Below are 15,646 nucleotides of genomic sequence, written 5' to 3' on the forward strand. Positions count from 1 at the left end.
TGCTTACCACGTGATCGGCAGGTACCGTCGGGCCAATGCGCACGGGAACCAGACTGTTCGGAATGGTCATCGCGAGCGGACTCGCACTCACCGCCTGCTCCGGCGATAAGACCGCCGACCGGATGCAGGACGCCGTCAGCGGTTTCGCCGATGCGCTCAGCCGCGACGACGTCACCGCCGCCGCCGCGTCCACCACCGACGGCAAACAGGCCACCGACACCCTCGCCGGCCTGTACGACGCACTCGGCAAGGATGTGAAATTCCAGGTCGGCAAGGTCGAGAAGACCGACGGGGGCGGCACTTTCACCCTCACCGGCACCTGGAAACTCGGTAAGGACGGGCACAACGCGTGGACGTACACGACGAACGGGCAACTCGACGACACCGGTGACGGGTGGAAGATCCACTGGAATCCGGCCACCGTCGCACCCGGACTGGATATCGGGCCGCTCTCGTACAGCGCCGTGGATCCCGCGCCCGCCGCCCGCATCCTCGACAGCACCGGTGCGGAATTCATGACACAGCAGGTCGTCACCCTGGTGAATCTGTCACCGGGGGTCGACACCGCGGCCGTCGCCGCACTGCTGCAACCGGTCGCCGCCGATATCACCGCGGCCTCGCTGACCACGGAACTGGCTGGCGCACAGGGTAAATCGATAACCGCAGTCACGCTGCGCGCGGCCGATATCGCACCGATTCAGGACGCGCTGTCCGCGCTGCCGAATGTCACGCTGGCTCCGCAGAATCGGCTACTGACCACCGACAAGACCCTCAGCTCGCCATCCTGGTCCGGGCTGTCCGACCTGTGGCAACAGGAGAACGACGCCGCCGCGGGCTGGGCCGTGCGGGCGCGCGGCACCGACGGGACACAGCGGGTCGGCGGACAGGACGCCAAGCCGGTCACCGACATTCGCACCACGCTGGACCCGGCGCTGCTGCGCGCCGCCGAAGGCGCGCTCGCGCCCATCCCGCAGGCCGCGACCATCGTGGCGCTGCAACCCTCCACCGGCGACGTGCTCGCCATCGCGCAGAACGCGCCGGCCGACGCCCAGGGACCGATCGGGCTCACCGGGCTGTACCCGCCCGGCTCCACCTTCAAGACGGTGACCGTCTCGGCCGCACTGCAATCCGGTGCCGTCACCCCCGACACCGTGCTGCCCTGCCCGGGCACCGAGAACATCGAAGGTCGGCAGATCCCCAACGACAACAACTTCGACCTCGGCAGCGTGCCGCTGCACACCGCCTTCGCGAAATCCTGCAACACCACCATGGGACGGCTCGCGGTGAACCTGCCGCCCGACGGACTCACCAACGCCGCCAACCAATTGGGCCTGGGCATCGACTACGTCACACCCGCGCTGACCACCGTCACCGGCAAGGTGCCCGTCGCCGACACCTCCGCGCTGCGCGTGGAAGAGGGCATCGGACAGGGCAAGGTCACCGCCACCCCATTCGGCATGGCGCTGGTCGCCGCCGCCCTCGCACACGGCTCACCGCCGAACCCGGTGCTGGTGCAGGGCCGCCCCGGCACCCCCGACCACGCCGCCGCACCACTGCCCGCGGGCATCGCGGACCAGATCAAAACCATGATGCGGGAAACCGTCACCTCCGGCACCGCCACCCAATTGGCCGATATCCCCGGACTGCTCGGCAAGACCGGAACCGCCGAATTCATCGATGACAAACACGCGCACGGCTGGTTCGTCGGAATCTCCGGTGATCTCGCGTTCGCGGTGTTCATCAATGACGCCGGATCATCCACCCCGGCCGTCGACGCCGCCGGTCGCATGCTGCGCGCGCACTGACCTCTAGCAGCGGAAACGATAGCCGCAGTAACGATTCCCTTCCCCATTCCGACGTCCACGGTGAATCACGGCCCGTCGGGGGGCCTATCCATCCACCGGAATGGGAATGGGAACCGGGACATTGGCTCTTCGAACTTATTTTGCGCGCATTCGATCGTTCCTCGGAAAGAACCGCCGCACCGCGATACCCGTTGCGGCACTCGCCGCACTCGGGCTGGTCGCGGCCATCGCGGCCTCCTGGGGTATCACCTCGAAGCCCGGCACCACCGAGACGCAGCTCACCTCATCGGTCATGGACTGCCATGACATGGTGACCATTTCGGTGGCCGGACGCAACGACACCCCCGTCTCCGGCACCACCGCCATGCTGGTCGACCGCAACGGCAATGAACTGCCCGCCGCGCTGTCCGGAGACCACAAGAGCGAATGGCTGGACCCGGTCGTGAACGCGGGCAGCAATGCCGTCGGCTCCGACTCCAACGCCGCCATCTACATCGCCTACCCGGCCAACCTCAACTCGGAAGAGGCCGCCGTCACCGCCGGCGTCGCCAACACCGAGAAGGTCATGCGCGAAATCTCCTCGGTCTGCCCGAACACCAAGTACTCCATCGTCGGCTACAGCGAAGGCTCGGACGTCGTCCGCCGCGTCGCCATGCAGATCGGCAACTCGCAGACCGATATCGACCCCGACAAGGTGCTCGGCGTCGTCATCCTCGCCGACCCGGGCCGCAAGGCGGGCGACGGCACCTTCATCGGCGCCCAGGACCCCAACCACCCCGACAACTTCGACACCAACTACGGCGGTAAGGGCGCGGGCGGCCAGGGCGCACTGCCCGACACCGGCGGCGACTTCGGCAAACTGAACGGCAAGATCGCCTCCTTCTGTTCCGACGGCGACCTCACCTGCTCTGCGCCGCAGAACATTTCGCTGCTGCAGCTGGCCATCAACGTCGGCCGCCAGATCAATGTCGACTCGCTGCAGAACGACGGGCTCACGCCCGCAACGGGTCAGGACGTCGCGGTCAAACTCGGTGATATTGCGCTCAAGGCATTCCAGTACATCGGCAACAACCCGAACTGGATGAAGAGCGACGAAACCTTCCTGCAGGTGCTGCTCAAGGTCTCCGCCCCCACCTACAAGCCCGGCGCCGCCGCCGTCACCGCCGGACCCGTCTCCGGTGGCAACAGCGTCGCCACCAACGACATGTCGCCGCTGGCCTACCTGCCGCAGAAGGTCTTCAACGAGATCGTCGGCCTGATCGTCACCAACACCAACACGATCCCCGTCATCCTCAGCGACCCGTACCAGCAGACCCTCGGCCCCGACCACACCGGCCACCACTTCGACTACTGGAAAGACGCCGACCAGGCCAACGGAAAGCCGCTGACCTCAGCCGAATACGCCGCCGCCTGGCTCACCCACCTCGCCCAGCAGGCCCAGAAGGGCGAACCGGTAACCACCACCGCCAAGCCCGAACCGGCAGACCTCGCCGCCGCCTACAAGGCCGCCAAGCCCACCGTCGAAGCCGCCCCCACCACAACAACTTCCCCCACCAAGGCATCGGGCACCACCACCCCCGGCTCAACCACCCCGGCCACCACAACGCCGGGCACCACAACCCCGGGCACAACCACCCCCGCCCCCGTGACAACCACGCCCACCACCCCGGCTCCGACCACCGTCGCCCCGACGACCACGGATTCCGTACTGGCCCAGGCCCCCGTCACCACCACCCCGCCCACAACCACGGCCCCCACCACCACAACAACCGTGCCCCCGACCACCACGGTCACCACCACCCCCAACCGCTAACCCAAAGCCCTTACCGGACAACCGAATACAAACAATGCCCTCCCCGGATTTCAAATCCGGGGAGGGCATTGTCGTGAGGGTCGATCAGCCTCGGGCCATGTCGACGAAGCGACTCAGGTGCAGCTGGTGGGCGACGGTGATGGTGGCGGTGGGGCCGTTACGGTGCTTGCCGACGATGAGGTCGGCTTCGCCGCCACGGGGGTCGTCCCGTTCGAAGGCATCGGGGCGATGCAGCAGGATGACCATATCCGCATCCTGCTCGAGCGATCCAGATTCACGCAAATCGGACACCATGGGGCGCTTATCCGTTCGCTGTTCCGGACCACGGTTCAGCTGGCTGATCGCGATTACCGGGACTTCCAATTCCTTGGCCATCAGCTTGAGGCTTCGGGAGAAGTCCGAGACTTCCTGCTGGCGGGATTCCACCTTCTTGCCGGAGCTCATCAGCTGGAGGTAGTCGACCACGATGAGGCGTAGGTCGTGACGTTGTTTGAGGCGGCGGGCCTTGGCCCGGATCTCCATCATCGTCAGGTTCGGCGAATCATCAACGAAGAGTGGGGCTTCGCTGATTTCGCTCATGCGGCGGGCCAGCCGGGTCCAGTCGTCATCGCTCATGCGCCCCGAGCGCATATCGCCGAGTTTGATCTTGGCTTCGGCGGATAGGAGGCGCATGACGATTTCGGTGCGGCTCATTTCCAGGGAGAAGATGACGCTCGCCATGCCGTGCTTGATGGAGCAGCTGCGCATGAAATCCATACCGAGCGTGGAGTTGTGGGTCGGGACCATGGCTCGGCCCGCGAGGTAGAGGTGGTCGATATTGGCGACCTCCACGCAACGTACGGGGACACTCGCGATGGGGCGAACGTCCACGATGAAGCGAGAACTCGAGCGCGCGGTGTTCACGGCGCCCCGACGCTTCTTGTGCAGCAGTTCTTTTCGGCTCAGGCCGAAGACCTCGTCCTCGGTCTGGAAGGTCAGCGTGTAGGCCGTCGACGATTCCTCGGTGCGGCCGCGTACGCGCTTGGTCGAGAGCTGGCAGCGGTAGCCGAGGCTGACGATCAATTCCTCAGCATCACGGATCAGGCGTTCGCTGGTCACCGAGAACTGAACCGATCCGCCCTTGGTCACCGTGCCGTCGGTATCGAGCAGCCCGGCCAAGAGCGCGCGCCGTTGGGTTTCCGAGGCGCGCAGGTAGTCGGCGGGGATGTGCTTGTTGCCGAGCACGCCGATCGTGCGCAGCCGCGCCTGCACCGAACCCACTGTGTTGCGGCAGGTTTGGCACATGCGAAGTCCGATGGACGGCCCTCCGCAGATGGCGCAGCTCGGCGCGGGTACCGCGGCCGAGACGAATCGGGCCTTGCCGCCGCAGGACTGTCCGCAGGTGCGGACTTCGCTGGTGAAGGGAATGAACTCGATGCCGCACACCACGCACTCGCGCGCCGGAATGGCATCCTCGGCCGGCAAGCGGAGCTGATAGCGCAGTGTCGCCGACTTCGACTGCACCGTGATGATGCCTTCATCCTCGATACGACTGAGGATTTCGGGGTCTGCGGTGGTCAGCTGTGCTGCCGCGGAGGTTCCGTCACCGAGCCAGGCACCCAGCGTGTACGGGGGCACCAGCAGTTCGCGCTCCGGAAGTTGCAGTGGCGCGGCGTTATTGACGCTGTGATTCAGACGGCGATCCGCGGTCTCGCAGCGCAACGTGGCCGAGATATCCGCCGTGGTTCGAACCTCGGCGAAAATCCGCTGATTACGCGTCCGGTTGTACCCGGTCGCCGCAGCCTGTGCGGACTTCCGGGAGGCTCGGGTATCGGTCAGCCACTGGTGCTGCTCATCCGCGACAATGACTGTGCCATCGGAGAATTCGACTTCATAGCAGGGTCGGCCGGACATGACCTCGGTGGCGGCGACCACGCGGGTCGGGTTGCCGTTGGCATCCAGCAATAGATCACCGACCTGAACTTCACCCATGGTGGTCCAGCCGGTCGGCGTCGGCAGCGGGGTATCGAGCGCGAGCGCCTTACCGACACCGGGTCGCGCCGCGACGATGATCATCTGGCCGGCGTGCAGGCCGTTGGTTAGTTCGTCCAATTCGGTGAAGCCGGTGGGGACGCCCAGGGAAATGCCGCCGCGGCTGGCGATGGAGTCGATTTCGTCCATTGTCGGCTGCAGGAGTTCTTCCAGGGGGAGGAAGTCTTCGCTGGAGCGGCGTTCGGTTACTTCGTAGAGTTCGGCTTGGGCTCGGTCTACGACCTCGGCTACGTCTTGGCCGTCGGCTCCGGCGTAGCCGTACTGGACGATGCGGGTGCCTGCCTCCACGAGGCGGCGCAGGACGGACTTCTCGGCGACGATTTCGGCGTAGTAGCCGGCGTTGGCCGCCGTGGGGACCGTTTGGGTCAGGGTGACCAGGTACGGGGGGCCGCCGATGCGTTTGAGTTCGCCACGGCGGTCGAGGGTGGCGGAAACGGTTACCGGGTCGGCGGGTTCGCCGCGGCTGTAGAGGTCCAGGATGGCGTCGTAGACAGCCTGGTGCGCGGGGCGGTAGAAGTCGCCGGGGCGGATGACCTCGATGACGTCGGCGATGGCGTCCTTGGACAGCAGCATGCCGCCCAGGACGGATTGTTCGGCGGCCATATCGTGCGGGGGCTGGCGGCCGAAATCCTCGCCGGGGGCTTCGCGGTACTCGGAGGGTCCGTTATCGTCGTGGCCGCGATCGTCGATGACTGCCATCTCGACCGTCCTCTCTCCTCCGGCCCGGATTCGACATCCCTCACCGTTCTACGCCTGCATACCGACAGATTCGGGCTGCCACGCGGCGGGCAAACGCGCGTGGTGATGAGGACAACGATGCGAACCTAGGCGACCGAACAGGCACTCGCCAAACCGACCTGTGGATACACCTGTGGATAAAGTGGGTGTTGTTCACCAACCGTTGTGCACCCCCTGTGGATTACTTGGGGACAACAGTCGGCTGGAGTGTACAACCGCCAGGTAGTGGTCTATTTCTCAATGTTGGCGACTGTGGATCAAAACGTTCCGGCGTGTCGCTGGACGTCCACCTTCGGGCGTGTTCGGTGAACAGTGCCGGACCGGTTTGTGAGCTGTCACACAAAGAGAAAGGTTGGTTTGTTCAACCATCCACAACCTGGCAAACAAGAGCGCAGGAGAAAAGAATCGGAGACCGCCCTCGCACCCGGAAGTACGAAGGCGGCCTCCGTTCTGACGCCGAAATTACTCGGCGGCGTTGACCTGCAGGTCGAACTTGGCAGCCACATCGGGGTGCAGGTGCACCACGACATTGTGCTTGCCGGTGCTCTTGATGTGAGCCTTCGGCAGCTCGATGCTGCGCTTGTCCACAACCGGACCGCCGGCGGCCTTGATGGCGCCCGCGACGTCGGCGGTAGTGACCGAACCGAACAGCTTGCCGGTGCCCGCGGTCTTGACGGACAGCGCCACGCCGGTCAGGCCCTCGAGGGCCTGCTTCAGCTCGTTGGCGTGGTCCAGGTCGCGCACCTTGCGCGCGTCCTGGGCACGACGGATGCCGGCAACCTGCTTCTCGGCGCCACGGGTGGCGACGATCGCCAGGCCGCGGGGCAGCAGGAAGTTACGGCCGTAACCGTCCTTGACCTCAACGGTGTCGCCGGGCGCACCGAGGTGATCCACATCAGCAGTAAGGATCAACTTCATTGCTGTGTCTTCCCTTCTCAGCGAGCCGTGGAGACGTAAGGCAGCAGAGCCACCTCACGAGAGTTCTTGACGGCAACGGCGACGTCGCGCTGATGCTGCACGCAGTTACCGGTCACCCGGCGCGCGCGGATCTTGCCGCGATCGGACACGTACTTGCGCAGCAGCGCGGTGTCCTTGTAGTCGATGTTGACGGTGCCGGTCTTGGCTTCTTTGCAGAATGCGCAAGCCTTCTTCTTCAGCACCTTCTCGCGTGCCGGTGCTTTGGCCATGGGTTTTACTCCGTAATTCTGGGGGAGCTCTCAGGCTCCCTGCGAAAGCCGTTGTCTAGAACGGCGGTTCATCGTCCATCTGCTGCCCGCCCCCGAAGGAGCCGGCCGCGGGCGCACTGCCCCACGGGTCGTCGCCGGCACTCTGGCCGCCACGACCTCCGCCACCACCACTGCTGCCACCGCCGGAGAAACCGCCGCCGCCTTGGCCGCCGCCCTGTCCGCCGCCGCCCGAGAAGCCTCCGCCGCCACCGCCACGGGTGGTTTTGTTGATCTTCGCGGTCGCGTACTTCAGGGAGGGACCGACCTCTTCGACCTCGAGCTCGACCACTGTGCGCTTCTCACCCTCGCGGGTTTCATAGGAGCGCTGCTTCAGTCGTCCGCTCACGATCACCCGAGATCCACGGGTCAGGCTCTCGGCGACATTCTCCGCAGCTTCTCGCCAGATGTTGCAGCGCAGGAAAAGCGCTTCGCCGTCTTTCCATTCATTGGTATTACGGTCGAACACACGGGGAGTCGACGCGACCGTGAAGTTCGCGACGGCCGCTCCCGCGGGCGTGAATCGAAGCTCGGGGTCAGCCGTCAAGTTTCCGATGACGGTGATGACCGTGTCGCCTGCTGCCATGGTTCCTCCTGCTATCCGGTGCAGTCCGCAGTGCACTCGCCTGTTGCGCTCAGCCTAGAGACACAGACCGACGCATTGTGAGCGCACATGCGGGAGGGCAGGACCTACTTCTTGCCGAGGCGCAGCACCTTGGTGCGCAGCACCGACTCGTTCAGTCCCAGCTGGCGATCGAGCTCGCTGACCGTGGCGGACTCGGCGGTCAGCTTGACGACCGCGTAGATGCCTTCGGCCTGCTTGGCGATCTCGTAAGCGAGACGACGCTTGCCCCAGATGTCGACGTTGTCGACCTTGCCGCCTTCTGAACCAACCACGCCGAGCATGGTGTTCAGGTTCGGGCCAACGGTGCGCTCGTCCAGACTCGGATCGAGGATAACCATCACTTCATAATGACGCACGGACCTCATCACCTCCTATGGGCTTAAACGGCCACGGACGATCCGTGGCAGGAGGGTTCGTTGCGTCAGCAACCCGCCAAGGCTACATGAGCGGCTGTGAGCAGCGAAATCGGCCCCGGACAAGGGTTTGCCGGGCCGGAACCCGGCTATGCCGCCTAGGGTGGTGGCCATGTTGAACCGACCCGTCGGCAATGAGCCGGTCACCGGCCGCGCGGGCGCGGACCGTTCATCGATGGGTTTGATCGCCGTACTGGTGTGCGCGGTCACACTTTTGGTGGCCTACTTCAACAAGGCGCGCTGTGCGGGCGCGCCGTTCACCGAGTTCGGCCGCAGCACCGTTTTCGATTCGGTCAAGGATTCGAATGTCTGCTATTCGGACATTCAGTTCCTGTGGCTGGGCCGCGATATCAACGAGCACGTTTTCCCGTATCTGTCCGGCGGCATCACCCCGGATGGCGCGCTCACCGGCGGTGCGGTCGAATATCCGGTGCTGAGTGGGCTTTTCATGTGGCTGGGCGCGATCGGCGCGCACGATGACGCCGCGTTCCTGCTGCATTCGGCACTGCTGCTGGCGCCGTTCGCGCTGTTGACCGCGTACATGCTGGGTCGGATGGGCGGGCGCGCGGCGCTGCTGTGGGCGGCCGGTCCGCCGCTGATCCTGTACGCCTTCCACAATTGGGAACTGCCGGTGGTGTGCACGGCGGTCGGCGCGGCCTACATCGTGTCGATGACGCGATATTCGTTGCGGGCGCGCGGAATCGCCGCCGCGGTGCTGCTCGGCATCGGTTTCTGCCTGAAGCTGTATCCGGGAATCTTCGTGCTGCCCTTGCTTTTATACGTGCTGGTGGGTGAACCGCAGCCGGGTGAGGACGCGCGCGTGCCGCGTCGTTTCGATGTGCGCGGCGCGCTGCTGGTGGCCGGTACCGCCATCGCGACGGTGGTCGCGGTGAATCTGCCGTTCGCGCTGGCCGGTTATGAGGGCTGGCGGGCCTCGATCACGTTCCAGCAGTTGCGGCAGGCCGATATCACCACGAATTCGATCTGGTACTGGGGTCTGCGCCCGATGTTCGGCAATACCGCCGCCGATGAGGCCAACTTCCAGGATGTGGTGTCGGCGGCCTCTCCGCTGCTGATCGTGCTGTCGTTCGCGGTGGCGGGCTGGCTGGGCTGGCGGCGTTTCGCGGTCACCGGGCTGTACCCGTGGATCGGGGTGAGCGGGGCCATGCTGTGCGGATTCCTGCTGTTCCACAAGGTGCATTCACCGCAGTACACGCTGTGGCTGATTCCGTTCCTGGTGCTGCTGGAGGTGCCGTGGACGCTGGTGGGGGTGTATCTGCTGGCCGATGCCGCGATCGGGATCGGGGTGTTCCGGTATTTTTACGCGCTGGGTTCGGGGCACGCGCCGGAGTTGGCGGAGAATGTGGTGCAGTTCGGGGTGTGGGGCCGGGCGGTATTGCTGCTGGTGTTCTTCTTCCTGTTCATCAAGGCTCGCTCGCGCGTAAGGGATAGCGCGGCAACCCGATTCGAGGAGAATCCGGCGCCGGTGCTGGCGTATTCGGCACTCTGATGTCCTAATGCGCTGCCGCGGTATCGGTTTCGGTGCCGCGCGCGCGAAAGGCCGCGCTCTTGGCGCGATTTCCGCAGACGGTCATATCGCACCAGCGCCGCGAACCGGCCCGTGAGGTGTCGACGTAGAGCCGGGTGCAGTCCGCGCGCCCGCATTCGCGGACTCGATTCCGGTCCGCGCCGCCGACCAGTTCGACGGCCGAGCGCGCGATCGCGGCGAGCACGGATTCGCTTGTGCCGCTGCGCTGTAGCCCCCCGGCGGGGGTGAGTTCGACGCCGGGCAGCGGGCCGCGCGCGATGTCGTTGACCAGTCGCCGGTCGGCGTCGGCGATGGTCGCGCCGTCGATGACGGCCAGTGTCATGCGCCAGGTGGCTTCGCGCAGTGCGGTGGCGCGTTCGAGTTCGGCGGCATCGGCGGGCGGGGCGCTGTCCAGCAGTTCCGCCGCGACGGCCCAGGCGCCCAGGTCGGCCGGGGTTTCGAGGAGGTCCTCGAAGCGGGCGCGCCGGGCTTTCACGGTGCCGATGAAGTCCAAGGCCAGGTTGCCGCTGACGAAGGTGAACATGCCATCCACAATAACCCCCTTGACAGGTTACGTCGATGAGGTGGACGCTGATAACCGTCTAAAGGGGTTACTTCGACGGGAGCTCGCAATGCAGGACCGGCTGATGAACGGCATCGCACAACCCGCCTTCGTCCTCATGTGGAGCAGCGCGTTCATCGCCGGAATCATCGGCGTCGGTGCGGCCCCGCCGATGCTGGTGCTGCTGGGCCGCTACGCCATCGCCGGACCGCTACTGCTGCTGTACGGGCTTGCGGTGCACGCGGTCTGGCCGCGCGGCAGGCAACTGCGGCACGTCATGATCGCCGGTCTGCTCATGCAGATCGTGCAGTTCGGCGCCTTCTACACCGCCATGGGTGAACACGTCTCGGCCGCCGTCATCTCCCTGGTGCAGGGCTTGAATCCCGTTGTCATCGCACTGTTCTCGGGTGTACTCGGTGAGCACATCACCAAGCGACAGTGGCTCGGCTTCGGAATCGGCGGTCTCGGTGTGGCTTTCGCGGTCAGCGACCAATCGAACTTCTCCTGGCTGGGCCTGCTGCTGTGCGTCATCGGCCTGCTCGGCCTGAGCCTGGGCACCGTCTACCAGAAGAAATTCACTCCCACCGTCGACTCCCGCGCCGCGACCGCCGTGCACCAGCTGGTCAGCGCTCCTTTCGCCGGACTGCTGGTACTGCTCGGCGGCAACTTCCACATCAGCGATCCCGCCCGCTACGGCGTTGCGCTGATCTGGATGATCCTGATCAATTCCATGGGCGCGTTCCTGCTGTTGAACGCCATGCTGCGCCGCTGGGACGCCACCCGGGTCGGCCGCCTCTTCTTCGCCACCCCGGTCACCACCGCCGTGCTGGCCTGGTTGTTCATCGCACAACCGTTGCACCCCATGACGATTGCCGGATTGGCCGTCGGCATCCTCGGTATGGTGCTGGCCTCGCGCAAAACCCCCGCGCCCGAGCCGGAGCTACTTGCTACCCGCCTGCCACTTCATGCCCCAGCCGTAGGCGCGGTCGATCGCACTCTGATTCCCGTTGATGTACTGGACTTCTCGATGCACGGTGAGTCCGCTGCCGCTGTTCTGCAGCAGGGCGATGGCGCACGAGCGCGCGCCGTCCACCGGTGAGTCCAGCCGCACCTCGACCTCCGGACCGGAGGTGGGGTACAGCGTCACCACACCGTCGGCGGCGGCCCAATTGGGTACGCCCTCATAGATGAACGCGAAGATCAGAATCCGCCGGAAGGCGTCCGGGCGTGCCAGGTCGATGTGCATGTTCTCGCCGCCGGAGGATTCCCCGGTGCGGTCGTCGCCGTCGAGTTGGATGAAGGGCGCGGAATGCAAAGAGCCGAAATTGTTTCCGACCGCCTGCACCACGCCTTTGCTGCCGTCGGAGAGTTCCCACAGGCAACCGAGATCCAGGTCTATCGCACTGGAGCGTTTGAAGAAGCCGCGCCGCGCCCCCTGCGACCAGTTCAGGTTCACTCGCAACAACCCTTGGCTGTCACCGGGTTTGGTGAGATTCACCGACGGTGCGGCCTTGGACAGCGTCACCTTGCTCATGACATTCCCCCCTCAGGGATTGAAACGACACCGCGCCCGCCGCGCGAATTCGCGTGACGGGCGCGGGAAGTGGAGTTACGTGGTTCAGGCTACCGGGGTGGGTTCCTGGGTGGTCACGCTTTTGGAGTCGTCGTCATCGCCCAGCCGGCGATTGCGAATGATGCTGGTGATGAAGGCCGCTCCGATGAACGCCACACCCACCAGGCCGGTGATGACCTCGTTGATGTGCACGCCGATGGAGACCAGCAGGATGATCGCCAGCGCGCCGATGGCCCAGTGCGCGCCGTGCTCCAGGTACACGTATTCGGACAGCGTGCCCTTGCGGACCAGGAACACCGTGATGGACCGGACGAACATGGCGCCGATCAGGCCCAGGCCCAGGGCGATCAGGATCGGGTCCGAGGTGATGGCGAACGCGCCGATGACACCGTCGAAGGAGAACGAGGCGTCGAGCACTTCCAGGTAGAGGAACAGGAAGAACGCGGCCTTACCGGTGGCCTTGACGACCCCGCTCGGCCCGGTCTCGCCGCCCTCCTCGAGTTCCTCGGTGTGGAACATGGATCCGAGTCCGTCGACGAGTATGTAGGTGACCACGCCCAGGATGCCGGACAGCAGGACGGTGCCGCGGTCGTCCGCGTCGGCGATCCATTCCGCCGCGATGACAATGGCGACCAGGGTGAGCACGACCGAGAGCATGTCGAGCTTGCCCAGCTTGGCCAGCGGCCGCTCGATCCAGCCCAGCCAGGTGATCTCGTGCTCTTCGAGGATGAAGTTCAGGAACAGCAGCAGCAGGAACGCGCCACCGAAGGCGGCGATCTGCGGATGCGCGTCGGTGAGCAGCTTCTCGTAGGAGGGGCTGCCGTCCGGGAAGGTGAGCGCGTCACCCTCGGGCGGGTTCATCGCGAGATCGAACGCGCGCTTGGGGTCCAGGCCCGCGGTGACCCACACGATGGCGAGCGGGAAGACCAGGCGCATACCGAAGACGGCGATGACGACGCCGACGGTCAGGAAGATGCGCTGCCAGAATTCGCTCATCCGTTGCAGCACACTGGCATTGATTACGGCATTGTCGAACGACAGCGACACCTCGAGGATGCCCAGGATGGCGCACAGTGCCAGCGCTGTCGGACCGCCGTACAGGAATGCCGCGATGAGCGACACCACCGTGACGAGGATGGAGAGGCCGAATATACGCACCGCTAGGGGGCCTTTCGTTGTACCGGAACCGCTGAAGGATCGGGTGATGCTCGCACGAGGAGGGGCTCGTGCACCCGAGCCCCCCCTGGCGCGTCGAACTATTTGATTAGACGTTTACGCCGTAGTCGCGCGCGATACCCGACAGACCGGAGGCGTAGCCCTGGCCGATGGCCCGGAACTTCCATTCGGCTCCATTGCGGTACAGCTCGCCGAAGACCATGGCGGTCTCGGTGGAGGCGTCCTCGGTGAGGTCGTAGCGGGCCAGTTCGGCGCCGTTGGCGCGGTCGACCACGCGGATGTAGGCGTTGCGGACCTGGCCGAAGCTCTGGCCGCGCTGATCCGCCTCGTAGATCGAGACCGGGAAGAAGATGGACTCGATGTTCGGCGGGGTGGCCGCGAGATCGATATTGATGATCTCGTCGTCGCCTTCGCCTTCACCGGTGAGGTTGTCGCCGGTGTGCACGATCGAGCCCTCGGGCGAGGTCAGGTTGTTGAAGAACACGAAGTGCTTGTCCGACACGACCTTCTTGTCGGCACCGGTCGCGATGGCGCTGGCGTCCAGGTCGAAGTCGCTCCCGGTGGTGGTCCGCAGATCCCAGCCGAGGCCGACCGACACAGCGGTGAGGTTCGGGGCCTGCTTCGTCAGCGAAACATTGCCGCCCTTGGACAAACTGACACCCATGCGGGAATCCCTTCCGTTGGAAAGCGTTCAAACGTTCTTGTAGCGCGGCATGTCCGAATTGCCGGGGTCCGCAGGTACGACCCTAGTAGCTTTCCCCGAGCTTGTGCATGAACAAGCCGAGGACATCCACCGGCACCAGCCTGTCACGCGACATGTCACCGGGTTCATCGTGACAGTCGCCGCCGGTGTGAACAGACCAATAACATCGGGGCGTGGCAGGCCGTAGACGCGGATGGTTCCGCTCCGCACCCCCGAACACCGAATGGGTGGCGCACGCCCGGACGGCGCTGACCGCGGCCTTCCTGGACATGGATACCCGGCAGAGCATCGCCGAGAACGCGGTCGCGGCATCAGCGCAGGTGTTTCCCGAACGCGGGATGGCGGCGCAGTGGGATCGGGTGCGGGCCCGCTGCTATGACGCTGCGGGCTCCTACCTGGGCCTGAACGAGCGGCTGGACCAGGCCGAACGGGACGGCGGCACGGTGCCGCAGCCCGAGATCGACGCCCAGGTGCGCAAGCTCGCGGACGCCGCGCGCGGGGTCGACGAGTTCTATCGCGGCAATCAGGCGCACCTCGAACACGCCGTCGCTATCTACGGTTCGGTACCGCAATTGGTGGCGCAGGTGCGGTCCGCGGCACAGCAGGCGCGGCAGGCCGCGGACGCCTCACCGTTCACCGGATATCCGTCGGTGCTGCTGTCCAAGGCCGCGGTCGATGAGGGTCTCGTCACACTGGAGGCGGCGTCCGCGGCCGGTGTCGGGGCGACCCGCGAGGCCGCGACGGAGTTGGACAGTCGCACGCGCGCGTTGTCAAGGGCACTGGAAGACGCACCGGGCAAACAGCATTCGGCGACCACCGCACTGGCGTCGGCGGGTACCCGGCTGGCGGCCGCCCAGCATCGCACCGAGCGACTCGCCCCGGCGCTGTCCGCCCTGCTCCGGGAGTTCAACGCTGCAAGTTCGGCGGATTTGGCGAACAATGAGCGGCAAGCCCACCGAGCCATCGACGCCGCAGCCGCGGAACTGTCCCGGGCCCGGGCCGCATTGCAGAACAACGACCCGGAGCAAACGCTTGAGTTGACCACATCCGCCCGCGGGCACCTTGCCTCCGCAGAGGAGCAGGCCGACGCTGTCACCGACCGGTTGACACTGTTGCGCGAGGTCCGCGAGAAGCCACAGGAGAAGGCCAAGACCGTACGGTTCAAACTGCGTGACGCGCAGATGCTGGCGGTCAACAACGGTCTCGTCCCACAGTGGGGTTCGGTACTGGATGCCCAGTCCGAACGCCTGGATCGGGTGGTCGCCGGGCTGACCGGCCCGCATCCGGACTACTGGGCGTATATCTCCGAACTGGACGCCGTCTCGGCGTTCCTTGCGGGTGTTGTCGAACGCATGCGAAATACCGATAGATAAACCGACCGAACAGTAGGAGGCACGGGGGACGATGACCGCGATTATCAGCACCTATCCGGAAGTCGCCCCCGTATCCCTGCACA

General features: G+C 65.5%; 13 protein-coding genes and 1 pseudogene. 5 read left to right on the top strand and 9 right to left on the bottom strand.

The window, feature by feature from the left end; all coding sequences use genetic code 11:
• The first annotated feature begins 35 nt into the window (after window positions 1–35).
• Together ACFVUS_RS22030 and ACFVUS_RS22035 are read left to right on the top strand one after the other, a co-directional pair.
• A complete protein-coding gene (locus ACFVUS_RS22030; RefSeq protein WP_387769103.1) occupies window positions 36–1,805 on the top strand; it encodes a penicillin-binding transpeptidase domain-containing protein in 1,770 nt (589 codons plus the stop codon).
• Between the two features lie 106 nt (window positions 1,806–1,911).
• The gene (locus ACFVUS_RS22035; protein WP_387769106.1) at window positions 1,912–3,618 is read left to right on the top strand and encodes a cutinase family protein; all 1,707 of its coding nucleotides are present in this window, start codon (window positions 1,912–1,914) and stop codon (window positions 3,616–3,618) included.
• Window positions 3,619–3,702: 84 nt separating this feature from the next.
• On the opposite strand, the gene dnaB is transcribed toward ACFVUS_RS22035, so the two are convergent.
• From dnaB to rpsF, 5 genes are all read right to left on the bottom strand, one after another.
• Window positions 3,703–6,348, bottom strand: a complete 2,646-nt coding sequence (dnaB, locus tag ACFVUS_RS22040) for a replicative DNA helicase (protein WP_387769109.1) — start codon at window positions 6,346–6,348, stop codon at window positions 3,703–3,705.
• A 501-nt stretch (window positions 6,349–6,849) separates the two neighbouring features.
• Window positions 6,850–7,305 carry a 50S ribosomal protein L9 gene (gene rplI / locus ACFVUS_RS22045; protein WP_364636585.1) on the bottom strand — a complete coding sequence of 152 codons (456 nt, stop codon included), beginning with the start codon at window positions 7,303–7,305 and terminating at the stop codon, window positions 6,850–6,852.
• A 17-nt stretch (window positions 7,306–7,322) separates the two neighbouring features.
• Window positions 7,323–7,574: a 30S ribosomal protein S18 gene (gene rpsR, locus ACFVUS_RS22050; RefSeq protein ID WP_067567655.1), complete on the bottom strand. Its 252-nt coding sequence runs from the start codon at window positions 7,572–7,574 to the stop codon at window positions 7,323–7,325.
• 55 nt (window positions 7,575–7,629) lie between these two features.
• Window positions 7,630–8,196 (bottom strand): single-stranded DNA-binding protein, encoded by a 567-nt coding sequence (locus ACFVUS_RS22055; RefSeq protein ID WP_364636583.1) that lies wholly within the window; start codon window positions 8,194–8,196, stop codon window positions 7,630–7,632.
• A gap of 104 nt (window positions 8,197–8,300) precedes the next feature.
• Window positions 8,301–8,591 (bottom strand): 30S ribosomal protein S6, encoded by a 291-nt coding sequence (gene rpsF / locus ACFVUS_RS22060; protein WP_330185601.1) that lies wholly within the window; start codon window positions 8,589–8,591, stop codon window positions 8,301–8,303.
• Between the two features lie 169 nt (window positions 8,592–8,760).
• Here rpsF and ACFVUS_RS22065 point away from each other — a divergent pair, with 169 nt between their 5' ends.
• Window positions 8,761–10,158 carry a glycosyltransferase family 87 protein gene (locus tag ACFVUS_RS22065; protein WP_387769116.1) on the top strand — a complete coding sequence of 466 codons (1,398 nt, stop codon included), beginning with the start codon at window positions 8,761–8,763 and terminating at the stop codon, window positions 10,156–10,158.
• 4 nt (window positions 10,159–10,162) lie between these two features.
• Here the strand turns inward: ACFVUS_RS22065 and ACFVUS_RS22070 are convergent, their stop codons facing one another.
• Complete coding sequence (locus ACFVUS_RS22070) at window positions 10,163–10,720, bottom strand: CGNR zinc finger domain-containing protein (protein ID WP_387769119.1); 558 nt, start codon at window positions 10,718–10,720, stop codon at window positions 10,163–10,165.
• A 136-nt stretch (window positions 10,721–10,856) separates the two neighbouring features.
• On the opposite strand from ACFVUS_RS22070, the pseudogene ACFVUS_RS22075 reads away from it, so the two are divergent.
• A pseudogene (locus ACFVUS_RS22075) lies at window positions 10,857–11,639 on the top strand (DMT family transporter); the annotation flags it as partial.
• Between the two features lie 39 nt (window positions 11,640–11,678).
• Here the strand turns inward: ACFVUS_RS22075 and ACFVUS_RS22080 are convergent.
• The 3 genes from ACFVUS_RS22080 to ACFVUS_RS22090 form a co-directional block, all read right to left on the bottom strand.
• Entirely contained in the window at window positions 11,679–12,272 is a 594-nt protein-coding gene (locus ACFVUS_RS22080) for a Tellurium resistance (protein ID WP_387769122.1), read from the bottom strand.
• 84 nt (window positions 12,273–12,356) lie between these two features.
• Window positions 12,357–13,469: a DUF475 domain-containing protein gene (locus ACFVUS_RS22085; RefSeq protein ID WP_387769125.1), complete on the bottom strand. Its 1,113-nt coding sequence runs from the start codon at window positions 13,467–13,469 to the stop codon at window positions 12,357–12,359.
• 106 nt (window positions 13,470–13,575) lie between these two features.
• A complete protein-coding gene (locus ACFVUS_RS22090; RefSeq protein WP_387769128.1) occupies window positions 13,576–14,151 on the bottom strand; it encodes a TerD family protein in 576 nt (191 codons plus the stop codon).
• Window positions 14,152–14,363: 212 nt separating this feature from the next.
• Between ACFVUS_RS22090 and ACFVUS_RS22095 the strand changes: the two genes are divergently transcribed.
• A complete protein-coding gene (locus ACFVUS_RS22095) occupies window positions 14,364–15,563 on the top strand; it encodes a hypothetical protein (protein WP_387769131.1) in 1,200 nt (399 codons plus the stop codon).
• Window positions 15,564–15,646: the final 83 nt, after the last annotated feature.

Source organism: Nocardia sp. NPDC058058, from assembly GCF_042885355.1.
Lineage (GTDB): Bacteria > Actinomycetota > Actinomycetes > Mycobacteriales > Mycobacteriaceae > Nocardia.

Bases quoted from the DNA above. Each gene is read 5' to 3' on its own strand.
- rpsR (WP_067567655.1), bottom strand. From the start codon at position 7,574: ATGGCCAAAGCACCGGCACGCGAGAAGGTGCTGAAGAAGAAGGCTTGC.
- ACFVUS_RS22070 (WP_387769119.1), bottom strand. From the start codon at position 10,720: ATGTTCACCTTCGTCAGCGGCAACCTGGCCTTGGACTTCATCGGCACC.
- ACFVUS_RS22030 (WP_387769103.1), top strand. From the start codon at position 36: ATGCGCACGGGAACCAGACTGTTCGGAATGGTCATCGCGAGCGGACTC.
- ACFVUS_RS22035 (WP_387769106.1), top strand. From the start codon at position 1,912: ATGGGAACCGGGACATTGGCTCTTCGAACTTATTTTGCGCGCATTCGA.
- ACFVUS_RS22080 (WP_387769122.1), bottom strand. From the start codon at position 12,272: ATGAGCAAGGTGACGCTGTCCAAGGCCGCACCGTCGGTGAATCTCACC.
- rplI (WP_364636585.1), bottom strand. From the start codon at position 7,305: ATGAAGTTGATCCTTACTGCTGATGTGGATCACCTCGGTGCGCCCGGC.
- ACFVUS_RS22055 (WP_364636583.1), bottom strand. From the start codon at position 8,196: ATGGCAGCAGGCGACACGGTCATCACCGTCATCGGAAACTTGACGGCT.
- ACFVUS_RS22065 (WP_387769116.1), top strand. From the start codon at position 8,761: ATGTTGAACCGACCCGTCGGCAATGAGCCGGTCACCGGCCGCGCGGGC.
- dnaB (WP_387769109.1), bottom strand. From the start codon at position 6,348: ATGGCAGTCATCGACGATCGCGGCCACGACGATAACGGACCCTCCGAG.
- ACFVUS_RS22090 (WP_387769128.1), bottom strand. From the start codon at position 14,151: ATGGGTGTCAGTTTGTCCAAGGGCGGCAATGTTTCGCTGACGAAGCAG.